The sequence below is a fragment of the Kitasatospora cheerisanensis KCTC 2395 genome (genome assembly GCF_000696185.1).
Classification (GTDB): domain Bacteria; phylum Actinomycetota; class Actinomycetes; order Streptomycetales; family Streptomycetaceae; genus Kitasatospora; species Kitasatospora cheerisanensis.
Genome location: NZ_KK853997.1, coordinates 5,173,867 through 5,186,267, shown reverse-complemented (window position 1 = coordinate 5,186,267; position 12,401 = coordinate 5,173,867). Strand labels below are relative to the sequence as shown.

At 72.2% G+C, this 12,401-nt stretch carries 9 protein-coding genes; all 9 read right to left on the bottom strand.

What is annotated here, in order from left to right:
* Nucleotides 1–17 precede the first annotated feature (17 nt).
* Nucleotides 18–1,094 (bottom strand): peptide chain release factor 1, encoded by a 1,077-nt coding sequence (gene prfA / locus KCH_RS23680; RefSeq protein WP_035866126.1) that lies wholly within the window; start codon nt 1,092–1,094, stop codon nt 18–20.
* 120 nt (nt 1,095–1,214) lie between these two features.
* Nucleotides 1,215–1,442 (bottom strand): 50S ribosomal protein L31, encoded by a 228-nt coding sequence (rpmE, locus tag KCH_RS23675; RefSeq protein ID WP_035866123.1) that lies wholly within the window; start codon nt 1,440–1,442, stop codon nt 1,215–1,217.
* 125 nt (nt 1,443–1,567) lie between these two features.
* Nucleotides 1,568–2,680: an LCP family protein gene (locus tag KCH_RS23670; protein ID WP_035866121.1), complete on the bottom strand. Its 1,113-nt coding sequence runs from the start codon at nt 2,678–2,680 to the stop codon at nt 1,568–1,570.
* 144 nt (nt 2,681–2,824) lie between these two features.
* On the bottom strand, nt 2,825–4,942 hold the full coding sequence (rho, locus tag KCH_RS23665) for a transcription termination factor Rho (protein WP_035866118.1): 2,118 nt from the start codon (nt 4,940–4,942) through the stop codon (nt 2,825–2,827).
* A gap of 511 nt (nt 4,943–5,453) precedes the next feature.
* The gene (gene thrB / locus KCH_RS23660; protein ID WP_035866115.1) at nt 5,454–6,371 is read right to left on the bottom strand and encodes a homoserine kinase; all 918 of its coding nucleotides are present in this window, start codon (nt 6,369–6,371) and stop codon (nt 5,454–5,456) included.
* A gap of 265 nt (nt 6,372–6,636) precedes the next feature.
* Complete coding sequence (gene thrC, locus KCH_RS23655; RefSeq protein ID WP_051653393.1) at nt 6,637–7,734, bottom strand: threonine synthase; 1,098 nt, start codon at nt 7,732–7,734, stop codon at nt 6,637–6,639.
* 6 nt (nt 7,735–7,740) lie between these two features.
* A complete protein-coding gene (locus KCH_RS23650; RefSeq protein ID WP_035866108.1) occupies nt 7,741–9,033 on the bottom strand; it encodes a homoserine dehydrogenase in 1,293 nt (430 codons plus the stop codon).
* A gap of 132 nt (nt 9,034–9,165) precedes the next feature.
* Nucleotides 9,166–10,557, bottom strand: a complete 1,392-nt coding sequence (gene lysA / locus KCH_RS23645; protein WP_035866105.1) for a diaminopimelate decarboxylase — start codon at nt 10,555–10,557, stop codon at nt 9,166–9,168.
* Between the two features lie 96 nt (nt 10,558–10,653).
* Nucleotides 10,654–12,309 carry an arginine--tRNA ligase gene (gene argS / locus KCH_RS23640; RefSeq protein WP_035866103.1) on the bottom strand — a complete coding sequence of 552 codons (1,656 nt, stop codon included), beginning with the start codon at nt 12,307–12,309 and terminating at the stop codon, nt 10,654–10,656.
* Nucleotides 12,310–12,401: the final 92 nt, after the last annotated feature.

The window sequence follows — 12,401 nt, the reverse complement described above, 5'->3', positions numbered from 1 at the left end:
CCTCGGGCCCCTTAGGCTCAGTTCTCCTGCGCGGCGGCCAGCTTGGCCGCGGCGTCGGCGTCCACACAGGACTGGATCACCGCGTTCAGGTCGCCGTCCAGCACCTGGTCCAGGTTGTACGACTTGAAGCCGGTGCGGTGGTCGGAGATGCGGTTCTCCGGGAAGTTGTACGTCCGGATCCGCTCGGAGCGGTCCACGGTGCGCACCTGGCTGCGGCGGGCGTCGGACGCCTCCCGCTCGGCCTCCTCCTGCGCGGCGGCCAGCAGCCGCGAACGCAGGATGCGCATCGCCTGCTCCTTGTTCTGCAGCTGGCTCTTCTCGTTCTGGCAGGACGCCACGATACCGGTCGGCAGGTGGGTGATCCGGACCGCGGAGTCGGTGGTGTTGACCGACTGCCCGCCCGGACCGGAGGACCGGTAGACGTCGATCCGCAGGTCGTTGGCGTGGATCTCCACCTCGACCTCCTCGGCCTCCGGGGTGACCAGCACGCCCGCGGCGGAGGTGTGGATGCGGCCCTGCGACTCGGTCGCCGGCACCCGCTGCACGCGGTGCACGCCGCCCTCGTACTTCAGCTGCGCCCAGACGCCGTGGCCGGGCTCCGTGCTGCCCTTGGTCTTCACGGCCACCGAGACGTCCTTGTAGCCGCCGAGGTCGGACTCGTTGGCGTCGATGATCTCGGTCTTCCAGCCGACCCGCTCCGCGTACCGCAGGTACATCCGCAGCAGGTCGCCGGCGAACAGCGCGGACTCCTCGCCGCCCTCGCCGGCCTTGACCTCCAGGATGACGTCCTTGTCGTCATTGGGGTCGCGCGGGACCAGCAGCAGCCGCAGCTCCTCGGTCAGCTCGTCCCGGCGGGCCTCGGACGCCTTCGCCTCGGCGAGGAAGTCCGGGTCCTCGGCGGCGAGTTCGCGCGCGGCGGCGATGTCCTCGCCGGTCTGCTTCCAGGCCAGGTAGGTCCGGGTGATCGGAGTCAGCTCGGCGTACCGCTTGGCCAGCTTGCGCGCGTTCGCCTGGTCGGCGTGCACGGACGGGTCGGCCAGCCTCTTTTCGAGGTCGGCGTGCTCGACGAGGAGCTCTTCGACTGCCTCGAACATCGGGTGGTCCTACTTCCGTGAGTGCCGAACAGGGGTGGTGCGGGGAGAGACGCGAACGGCGCCGGCCCGGACGCCCCCGTGGAGTACACGAGAACGCCCGAGACCGGCGCCGTGGAAGCGCTAGGCCGACTTGTTGCCGGAGAGCTTCTTGCCGAAGCGCGCCTCGAAGCGGGCCACGCGGCCACCGGTGTCCAGAATCTTCTGCTTGCCGGTGTAGAACGGGTGGCAGTTCGAGCAGACCTCGGCGCGGATCTCACCGCTGGTCTCGGTCGAGCGAGTGGTGAACTCGTTGCCGCAGGTGCAGGTCACCTTGGTGACCACGTACTCCGGGTGAACGTTGGACTTCAACGGATTCTCCTAGCTGATCGGGAGGGCACCGGGTCGGCGGACATGGACATCCGCACGTGAACCGGGACCGACGGACCAGTGTGCCAGCACTGCCCGCTTCTTCCCAAACCGGGAGCCGGAGCGTGCTATTCCGCGCCCCCGAGGAGCGCCTCCGCGCCGCTGCCGCGGGAGGCCGCGGCGGACGGCGAGGCCTCCGCCGGGTTGGTCGGCTGCTGGGCGAGCACGGTGCTCGGCACCGGCTGGTCGGCCCGCAGCGCCGCCCACAGCTGCTGGGCCTCCGCGGTCCTGGGGACCACCCGGTTGGGGTCGCTGGGGGCGTACGCCACCGGCAGGGTGACCATGGTGAGCTGCTCCGGCCCGATCTGCTTGAGGGTCTGCGCCAGGCCCACCAGCGAGCTGACCGAGGCCAGGTCGGAGTCGGTGGTCAGGGACTTGGTCAGCTTGTCGCCGAGGTTCCACATCGCGACCGGGTCGGTGGCCAGGCCGAGCGTGTCGATCCGGCCCAGCACGGCCTTCACCATCTCCTTCTGGAGCTCGATCCGCCCCAGGTCGCTGCCGTCGCCGACGCCGTGCCGGGTGCGGACGAACGCCAGCGCCTGCTGCCCGCCCAGGTGGTGGGTGCCGGCCGCCAGTCGGAGTCCGCTGTCCTGGTCGCTTATCGGCACCGTGGTGGTGACGTCCACCCCGCCGATCGCGTCGATCAGCGCGGCGAAGCCGGCGAAGTCCACCTCGACGAAGTGGTCCATCCGCATGCCGGTGAGCTGCTCGGTGGTCTTCACCGCGCAGGCCGGGCCGCCGACCTCGAACGCCGAGTTGTACATCGCGCTGCGGACCGCGGGGACCGGCTTGCCGTCCGTGCCGGTGCAGGCGGGGCGGGCCACCAGGGTGTCGCGCGGTATCGAGACCACCGAGGCCGCGGTGTGCGTCTGGTTGACGTGCACCACCATCGCGGTGTCCGAGCGGGCGGTGTCGCCGGTGCTGCCGCCGGCCAGCGCGCCGTTGGCGCCGGCCCGCGAGTCCGAGCCGAGCACCAGCAGGTTGAACGAGCCGTCGGTGGAGGCCGGCGGGCGGGCGCTGCCCAGCTGCCCGGAGATGTCGACGCCGTGCAGGTTGCGGTTCAGCTTCCAGTAGGCGAGTCCGCCCAGGCCGACGGCCACCAGCACCACCGCGGCCAGCGCGAACAGCGCGATCCGCAGCCCGCGGCGGCGCGGGGTGCGGCCCTTCCGGTGCTCGGCCATATCGCCTCATTTCACCTGGAGTGCGACCTTTCGAGCATAAGTGACGCGCCGGTAGGACGAGCCGGTTCTGCGCCGGACATGAGAAAAGCCCGAGGCCCCGCACCGCGCGGAGCGGTACGGGGCCTCGGAGCGGACTTGCTGCGGTCAGTCGCCGGAACCGGGGGTGTTCTTGGCGATCTGCATCAGGAACTCGGCGTTCGACTTGGTCTGCTTCATCTTGTCCAGCAGCAGCTCGATCGCCTGCTGCGAGTCCAGGGCGTGCAGCACCCGGCGGAGCTTCCAGACGATCGCCAGCTCCTCGTGGCCGAGCAGGATCTCCTCCTTGCGGGTGCCGGAGGCGTCCACGTCGACGGAGGGGAAGATGCGCTTGTCCGAGAGCTTCCGGTCGAGCTTGAGCTCCATGTTGCCGGTGCCCTTGAACTCCTCGAAGATCACCTCGTCCATCCGCGAGCCGGTGTCGACCAGCGCGGTGGCCAGGATGGTCAGCGAGCCGCCGTTCTCGATGTTGCGCGCGGCGCCGAAGAACTTCTTCGGCGGGTACAGCGCGGTCGAGTCGACACCACCGGACAGGATGCGGCCGGAGGCGGGCGCGGCCAGGTTGTAGGCGCGGCCCAGGCGGGTGATGGAGTCCAGCAGGATCACCACGTCGTGGCCCAGCTCCACCAGGCGCTTGGCGCGCTCGATGGCGAGCTCGGCGACGGTGGTGTGGTCCTCGGCCGGGCGGTCGAAGGTCGAGGAGATGACCTCGCCCTTCACCGACCGCTGCATGTCGGTGACCTCTTCCGGACGCTCGTCGACCAGGACGACCATCAGGTGGCACTCGGGGTTGTTGTGGGTGATCGCGTTGGCGATCGCCTGCATGATCATGGTCTTGCCGGTCTTCGGCGGGGCCACGATCAGACCGCGCTGGCCCTTGCCGATCGGCGACACCAGGTCGATGATCCGGGTGGTCAGCACGCCCGGGTCGGTCTCCAGGCGCAGCCGCTCCTGCGGGTACAGCGGGGTCAGCTTGCCGAACTCGGGACGGCCGCGGCCGCTGTCCGGGTCCATGCCGTTGACGGAGTCCAGGCGCACTAGGGCGTTGAACTTCTCGCGGCGCTCGCCGTCCTTCGGCTGCCGGACGGCGCCGGTGATGGCGTCGCCCTTGCGCAGGCCGTGCTTGCGGACCTGGGCCAGCGAGACGTAGACGTCGTTCTGGCCGGGCAGGTAGCCGGAGGTCCGGACGAAGGCGTAGTTGTCGAGGATGTCCAGGATGCCCGCGACCGGGATCAGGACGTCGTCGTCGCTCAGCGGGACCTCGGGGCCGCCCTGGCCCTCGAAGCCGTCACGGCGGCGGCCCCGGCGGTCGCGGTAGCGGCCGCGGCGGCCGCGGCGGCCGTCGCCGAACTCGTCGTCGTCGTAGCCGCCCTGCTGCTGGGCGCCGCCGCCCTGCTGCTGGCCCTGCTGCTGGCCCTGCTGGCGGGACTGGCCGCCGTCCTGCTGCTGGCCGCCCTGCTGCCGGTCGGCGCGGTCGCGCTCGCGGCGGTTGCGGCGGTCCCGGCGGGACTCGCGGATCTCGTTGTCGCCCTCGGCCGCGGCGGCCTCGGTGCGCTCGGAACGCTCGGTGCGCTCGCCGCCGTCGCGGCGCTCGCGGCGGTCCCGGCGCTCGCGGCGCTCGGAACGGCCGTCGCCCTCGGCGGCCGGACGCTGGCCCTCGGCCTTGGCCTCGGCGGCCGGCTGGGCCTGCTCGGCGGTCGCGGTGCTGCCCGCGGCCTCGGCGGTCGGCGCGCCGGCGGCGGCGGTGGCCCGGCGGCGCGGGCGCTCGGTGCGGGCGGCGGCGGCCGCGGTCTCGGCGGCGGCCTGGACCGGGATCTCGATCTGGGCCTGCGGCTGCGGCTCGGTGGCGGCGGCGGTGCGGGCGCGGCGGGCCGCCCGCGGCGGGGCCGCTTCGCCCTGCTCGTCGGCGGCCGGAGCGGCCTCGGCGGCGGGAGCGGCCGACTTGGCGGCCTTCTTGGCGGCCGGAGCGGCGGGGGCGGAGCCGCCCGCGAGCAGCGGGTCTCCGCCGCTCTTCTCCTTGATGGCCTCGATCAGCTGGCTCTTGCGCATGCGTCCGGTACCGCTGATCCCGAGGGTCGAGGCGAGCTTCTGGAGCTCGGCCAGGACCAGGCCGTCCAGGCCGGCGGCAGCGGTACGACGGCGTCGCGCCGGAGCCGCGGGGGCGGCGGCAGCGTCCGACGCCTCGGCGTCCGGGCGCGCGCCCATCAGATCGGTGGTGTCGCTCACTAAGGGTCCTTCCCTGGAGCGGACGTCGGCCTGTCTGGCACGGCGACCGGTTGTGCTGTCCTGTCCAGCATCTCTGTGCGCTGGTCAGGGGCTGGATTCCCGCGGAAGGCTGGTCCTTCCGGGGAGCTGCGAAGTGCGGTGCACTGTGGTGCGAAGTGGCGCGGACGGCCGGTACTCGTGCCGACCTCGCTGCGCCTGTTGATGCCCGGGCCCCCGTCGCGCGGCGGCAGTTCGGGCCCCGCCCGGCCAGGCCTCAGTGCAGAGGCTGCGGGTGGGAGTCTGGTGCCGTCACGGCTTCGGGATGGGCCTCAATCGCGCAGGCAGGCTGCGTACGCGGTGTGGCGGGCTCCCGGAGAATCGTGATCCCGAGCTTCCGGCCCCCGTGCGGACGGGGGAACGGGATCGGGATGCGTCGCACCGGGCCCCGGAGGGCATCTGGTGCAGCAATGAGGTTAACACTACCGACCCCCTGACACATTCCCCAGCCCTTTGCTTGTCAATCGTGTCCGTCTCACATGTCGAGCGGCAGAACGGTCGCGCCGGTGCGGTCGAGCTCCAGCCGGTGCGCCGCGAACTGCGGCCCCGCGAAGTTCAGCAGCTTCTCCGCGCCGGCCTCGTCGGTGAGCGCGAGCACCGTCGGTCCGGCGCCCGAGATGACGGCGGGCACGCCCTCGGCGCGCAGCGCGGCGACCAGGGCGGCGCTGTCCGGCATGGCGGAGGCCCGGTAGTCCTGGTGCAGGCGGTCCTCGGTGGCGGTGAGCAGCAGTTCGGGGCGGCGGGTGAGCGCCTCGACCAGCAGGGCGGCGCGGCCGGCGTTGACGGCGGCGTCGGCGAGCGGGACGGTCTTGGGGAGGAGACCGCGGGCCGTCTCGGTGAGCACCTCGGTGGAGGGCACGAACACGACCGGAACCACCCGGTCGGACGGGTCGAGCGTGATGGTGTGCGCGGTGCCGTCCTCGGTCCACGCGACGGTGAAGTTGCCGCGCAGGCAGGCCGCGACGTTGTCGGGGTGGCCCTCCAGCTCGGAGGCGAGGGCGAGCAGCGCGTCGTCGCCCAGGGCGGAGGCGCCGCCGATGGTGACGGCGCGGGCGGCGACGATGCCGGCGCAGATCGCGGCGGACGAGGAGCCCAGGCCGCGGCCGTGCGGTATCCGGTTGGCGCAGACCACTTCGAGGCCGCGGGGCTGGCCGCCGAGCCGGTCGAAGGCGGCCCGCAGCGAGCGGACCAGCAGGTGGCGCTCGTCGCGGGGCAGGGTGTCGGCGCCCTCGCCGGCGATGTCCACGCTCAGGCCGGAGTCGGCGACCCGGACCACGACGTCGTCGTAGAGGCCGAGGGCGAGGCCGAAAGCGTCGAAGCCGGGGCCGAGGTTGGCGCTGGTCGCGGGGACGCGGACCCGGACGGCGGCGGCGCGGAACGCGGGACCGGCCATGCGGTGGACACTCCTGAAAAGTGGGGGCGGCCCGGACGACGGGGCCTGGGGTGGTACGGCGGCGGGGTGGTCGAAGGGAGCGCGCAGCGTGGCGCGGCCCGCCGGGGTCCAGCGTATCGAAGAGAGGTTCCAGAGCGGTACACCCTGCTCGGCCCGGATCTTCCGTGTTGCCACAAGCAGCGGAAAAGCGCCGGTCGGATGACCTGAAAGCGGCGGCGAGCGGCAGACCCGGACCGGGGCTGCCGCTCGCCGTGTTGACGCGGGGTCAGTCCAGCAGGCCGAGGCGGCGGGCGGCCGCCTCCGGGTCGATCGGGACGATCTGCGGCTGGGGCGCGCCGGCCACCGCCCAGTCCGGGTCCTTGAGGCCGTTCCCGGTGACGGTGCAGACGATCCGCTGGCCGGGGTCGACCAGTCCGGCTTCGGCCTTGGCGAGCAGGCCGGCCACCGAGGCGGCCGAGGCGGGCTCCACGAAGACGCCCTCCTGCGCGGCCAACAGCCGGTAGGCGGACAGGATCTGGCGGTCCGTCACCTTGTCGATGAGGCCGCCGGACTCGTCCCGGGCGGCCAGCGCGTAGTCCCAGGAGGCCGGGTTGCCGATCCGGATCGCGGTGGCGATGGTCTGCGGCTTGAGCACCGGGGCGCCGTCCACGATGGGCGCGGAGCCGGACGCCTGGAAGCCCCACATCCGGGGGGTCCTCGAGGAGAGGCCGTCCGCCGCGTACTCGCGGTAGCCCTTCCAGTAGGCGGTGATGTTGCCGGCGTTGCCGACCGGGAGGACGTGGATGTCGGGAGCGTCGCCGAGCATGTCGACGATCTCGAAGGCGGCGGTCTTCTGGCCCTCGATGCGCACCGGGTTGACCGAGTTGACCAGGGCGACCGGGTACTTCTCGGAGAGTTCGCGGGCGAGCGTCAGGCAGTCGTCGAAGTTGCCGTCGACCTGGAGGATCTTCGCGCCGTGCACCAGCGCCTGGCCCATCTTGCCGAGGGCGATCTTGCCCTGCGGGACGAGCACCGCGGACACCATGCCGGCCCGCACCGCGTAGGCGGCGGCGGAGGCGGAGGTGTTGCCGGTGGAGGCGCAGATGACGGCCTGGGCGCCGTCCTCCTTGGCCTTGGAGATGGCCATGGTCATCCCGCGGTCCTTGAAGGAGCCGGTCGGGTTGGCGCCTTCGACCTTGAGGTAGACGTCGCAGCCGGTGCGCTCGGAGAGCACCTGGGCGGGGACGAGCGGCGTGCCGCCCTCCAGCAGGGTGACCACCGGCGTGGCGGCGGTGACCGGGAGGCGGTCGCGGTACTCCTCGATGAGGCCGCGCCACTGGTGGGTGTGGACGCCTCGGGCAGCGTTTCCGGCAAGGGCGTTCATGGTTTCCTACTCCCCTTCGACCCGCATGATGCTGGCCACGTCGCGCACGCTGTCCAGTGCGCGGAGCTTGTCGACCGTCGCCGAGAGGGCGGCGTCGGTGGCGCGGTGGGTGACCACGACGAGCGCGGCGTCGCCGTCGCGGCCCTGCTGGCGCACGGTGTCGATGGAGACGCCGTGCTCGGCGAAGACCGACGCGACCTGGGCGAGCACGCCGGCCCGGTCGTCCACGTCGAGGCTGACGTGGTAGCGGGTGACCACCTCGTCCATCGGCTTGGCGGGCAGCTGGGCGTAGACCGAGTCGCCGGGGCCGGTGGTGCCGTTGACCTTGTTGCGGCAGACCGCGACCAGGTCGCCGAGGACCGCGGAGGCGGTCGGCGAGCCGCCCGCGCCGGGGCCGTAGAACATCAGCCGGCCGGCCGCCTCGGCCTCCACGAACACCGCGTTGTAGGCCTCGCGGACGGAGGCCAGCGGGTGGCTGAGCGGGATCATCGCCGGGTGGACCCGGGCGGTGACCGAGGCGCCGTCGGCGGCGCGCTCGCAGATCGCCAGCAGCTTGACCACGCAGCCCATCTGCTTGGCGGAGGCGATGTCGGCGGCGGTGACCTCGGTGATGCCCTCGCGGTAGACGTCGGCGGCGGTCACCTTGGTGTGGAACGCGATCCCGGCCAGGATGGCGGCCTTCGCGGCGGCGTCGAAGCCCTCCACGTCGGCGGTCGGGTCGGCCTCGGCGTAGCCCAGCGCGGTGGCCTCCTCCAGCGCCTCGGAGTACCCGGCGCCGGTGGTGTCCATCTTGTCGAGGATGAAGTTGGTGGTGCCGTTGACGATGCCCAGCACCCGGTTCACCTTGTCGCCGGCCAGCGACTCGCGCAGCGGGCGCAGCAGCGGGATGGCGCCGGCCACGGCGGCCTCGTAGTAGAGGTCGGCACCGGCCGCGGCGGCCGCGGCGTGCAGTTCGGCGCCGTCCTTGGCGAGCAGCGCCTTGTTGGCGGAGACCACCGAGGCGCCGCCCTCGAAGGCTTTCAGGATCAGCGATTTGGACGGCTCGATGCCGCCCACGACCTCGATCACCACGTCGATGTCGCCGCGGCCGACCAGGGCCTCGGCGTCGGTGGTGAGCAGGTGCTCGGGCACCCCGGGGCGGGGGCGCCCGGCCCGCCGGACCGCGATGCCCGCGAGCTCCACCGGGGCGCCGATGCGCGCGGCGAGGTCGTCGGCCGTCGTCGTCATGATGCGCGCCACCTCGGAGCCCACCACACCACAGCCCAGCAACGCCACCTTCAGCGGGCGCGTACGCATCATCCGACTCCGCTCTGCATTCTTCGGTCCCCGCCGGGGCGATTCGGTGTCCCCGGGGGCATTCCTGTCCGTACCAGTCTCCGGGACTTTCCGCACGGATCTACGGCCGGTCCACGTTCTGAGACGAAAATTTCGTCAGCCGATATCGAGCCGCAGGAGATCCTCCTCCGTCTCGCGGCGGACGATGGCCCGGGCGGCGCCGTCGGCGACGGCCAGCACGGGGGGCTTGAGGGCGTGGTTGTAGTTGCTCGCCATGGACCGGCAGTAGGCGCCGGTGGCGGGCACCGCGATCAGGTCGCCGGGGGCCAGGTCGGCGGGCAGGAAGGCGTCCCGGACCACGATGTCGCCGGACTCGCAGTGCTTGCCGACCACCCGGACCAGCATCGGCTCGGCCTCGCTGGTGCGGGAGACCAGCGCCACCGAGTACTCGGCGTCGTACAGCGCGGTGCGGATGTTGTCGGACATGCCGCCGTCCACGCTGACGTAGGTGCGCAGGCCCTCCAGCTGCTTGACGGTGCCGACCTCGTACAGCGTGAACGCGGTCGGGCCGACGATCGCCCGGCCGGGCTCGACGGAGATCCGAGGGGCCGTCAACTGTGCCGCGGCGCACTCGCGTCGGACGATCTCGCCGAGCCGGGCGGCGATCTCGGCGGGCTCGCGCGGGTCGTCGTCGGGGGTGTAGGCGATGCCGAGGCCGCCGCCGAGGTCGATCTCCGGCAGTTCGACGCCGTGCTCGTCGCGGACCTCCGCGAGCAGGCCGACCACCCGGCGGGCGGCGACCTCGAAGCCGGCGAAGTCGAAGATCTGCGAGCCGATGTGCGAGTGGATGCCGCGCAGTTCGAGGCTCGGCTTCGCGAGCACCCGGCGGACCGCCTCGGCGGCCGCGCCGCCGTTCAGCGAGAGGCCGAACTTCTGGTCCTCGTGCGCGGTGGCGATGAACTCGTGGGTGTGCGCCTCGACGCCGACGGTGATCCGGATCAGCACCGGCTGGCGGACGCCCTGCGCCTCGGCGATCTCCGCGAGCCGCTCGATCTCCAGGTAGGAGTCGACCACGATGTGCCCGACGCCGGCCTTCACGGCCTGCTCCAGCTCCTGCACCGACTTGTTGTTGCCGTGCAGCGCGATCCGCTCCCCCGGCATGCCGGCCGCCAGCGCCACGTGCAGCTCGCCGGAGGAGCACACGTCGACGTTGAGGCCCTCCTCGTGCAGCCAGCGCACCACGGCCTTGGACAGGAACGCCTTGCCGGCGTAGTACACGTCCGCGTCGTCGCCGAAGGCGTCCCGCCAGGCGCGGGCGCGGGCCCGGAAGTCGGCCTCGTCCAGCACGTAGGCGGGGGTGCCGAACTCGGCGGCCAGGGTGCGGACGTCGATGCCGCCGACGGTGGCGGCGCCGTCCGCGTTGCGGGTGACGGTGCGCGACCAGACCTTCGGGTCGAGGGCGTTCAGGTCGGCGGGCGGGGCCTGGTAGTGGCCGTCGGGCAGCACGTCGCCGTGCCGGGGGCCTGCGGGGTGGGCGGAGCGAGACATGGGCGGTACTTCCTCGACCTATGGCGAGGGGCGGCGACCGGTCTCCGTCGACCGGTCGGCCGCCCCCGCTGTGCTGCGCTTGGGGGTTGTGGTGCGTTACATCCGCTCGGGCGCCGAGACGCCCAGCAGGCCGAGGCCGTTGGCGAGCGTCGTTCGGGTGGCGTCGGCGAGCCAGAGGCGGGCGTGCGTGAGGTCGGTGACCTCCTCGTCGCCCTTCGGCAGGATCTGGCAGTTGTCGTAGAACCGGTGGTAGGCGCGGGCCAGCTGCTCCAGGTACGTGGCGACGTGGTGCGGCTCGCGCAGCTCGCCGGCCTTGGCGAGGACGCGCGGGAACTCGCCGAGCTGGCCGAGCAGGTTGTTCTCCCACTCGGTGTCCAGCAGCTCCGGTTTGAACTCGGCGCTGCGCTCGATGCCCTTCTCCGCCGCGTTGCGCGCCACGGAGCACATCCGGGCGTGCGCGTACTGCACGTAGAACACCGGGTTCTCGGCGGTCTGGCTGGTCACCACGTCGATGTCGATGGTGATGGTGGAGTCGGTGGACTGCCGGACCAGCATGTAGCGGGCGGCGTCCACGCCGATCCAGTCGATGACGTCGTCGATCGTGATGATGTTGCCGGCGCGCTTGGAGAGGCGGACCTCCTTGCCGTCGCGCAGCATCTTCACGAACTGGCCGATCATCACCTCGATGTTGCGGTCCATGTCGTCGCCGGCGCAGGCCGCGATGGCCTTGAGGCGGTTGACGTAGCCGTGGTGGTCGGCGCCGAGCATGTAGACCGAGACCTCCGCGCCGCGGTCCCGCTTGCTCAGGTAGTAGGCGGCGTCGGCGGCGAAGTAGGTGGTCTCGCCGTCGGCCTTGATCAGGACGCGGTCCTTGTCGTCGCCGAAGTCGGTGGTGCGCAGCCAGATCGCGCCGTCCCGGTCGAAGACGTGGCCCTGCTCGCGCAGCCGCTCGATGGCCTGGCCGACGGCGCCGGAGTCGTGCAGCGTCTTCTCGGAGAACCAGGTGTCGAAGTGCACCCCGAACTCGTCCATGGAGCGCTGGATCTCGGCGACCATCAGCTTCAGGCCCTCGGTGCGGAAGGCCTGGAGCTGCTCGTCCTCGGGCAGCTCCAGGATGCCGGGCACGCCGTCGGTGACGGCCTTGGCGATGTCGGTGATGTACTCGCCGACATAGCCGTCCTCGGGCACCGGCTGCCCGTTGGCGGCGGCCTTCAGCGACTTGGCGAACTTGGTGATCTGCACGCCGGCGTCGTTGAGGTAGTACTCGGTGGACACCTCGGCGCCGGACGCCTTGAGGACGCGCGCCAGCGAGTCGCCGACGGCGGCCCAGCGGACGCCGCCGATGTGGATCGGCCCGGTCGGGTTCGCCGAGACGAACTCCAGGTTGATCTTCAGGCCCTTGAGCGCCTCGTTGCGGCCGTACGCCTCGCCGGCCTCGACGATGGTGCGCGCCAGCTCGCCCTGGGTGGCGGCGTCGAGCGTGATGTTGAGGAAGCCCGGCCCGGCGATGTCGACCTTGGCGACGCCGGTGATCTCTCGCAGTCGGGCGGACAGGATCTCCGCGACGGCTCGCGGCGGCTGGCCGGCCGGCTTCGCGAGCTGGAGGGCCACGTTGGTGGCGTAGTCGCCGTGGTCCCTGTTCTTGGGCCGCTCGACCGTCACGTGCGCGGGCACGTCGACGGTCAGCTCGCCGGCCTGGACGGCGGCGCTGACGGCGGCCTGGACTGCCTGGGAGAGTTCTGCGGGTGTCACGGCCCCAAGCCTAGGCGAGACCGGGTGGTCGGCCGCCACTCGGTTTGCGCAACGGGGCGCGCGTCGCGCCGCCGGGTGTGCTTCGTCTCGTC

Coding starts and splice junctions, on each gene's coding strand:
- thrC (WP_051653393.1), bottom strand. CDS start 7,734: ATGAACGCCCTTGCCGGAAACGCTGCCCGAGGCGTCCACACCCACCAG.
- lysA (WP_035866105.1), bottom strand. CDS start 10,557: ATGTCTCGCTCCGCCCACCCCGCAGGCCCCCGGCACGGCGACGTGCTG.
- prfA (WP_035866126.1), bottom strand. CDS start 1,094: ATGTTCGAGGCAGTCGAAGAGCTCCTCGTCGAGCACGCCGACCTCGAA.
- KCH_RS23670 (WP_035866121.1), bottom strand. CDS start 2,680: ATGGCCGAGCACCGGAAGGGCCGCACCCCGCGCCGCCGCGGGCTGCGG.
- KCH_RS23650 (WP_035866108.1), bottom strand. CDS start 9,033: ATGATGCGTACGCGCCCGCTGAAGGTGGCGTTGCTGGGCTGTGGTGTG.
- thrB (WP_035866115.1), bottom strand. CDS start 6,371: ATGGCCGGTCCCGCGTTCCGCGCCGCCGCCGTCCGGGTCCGCGTCCCC.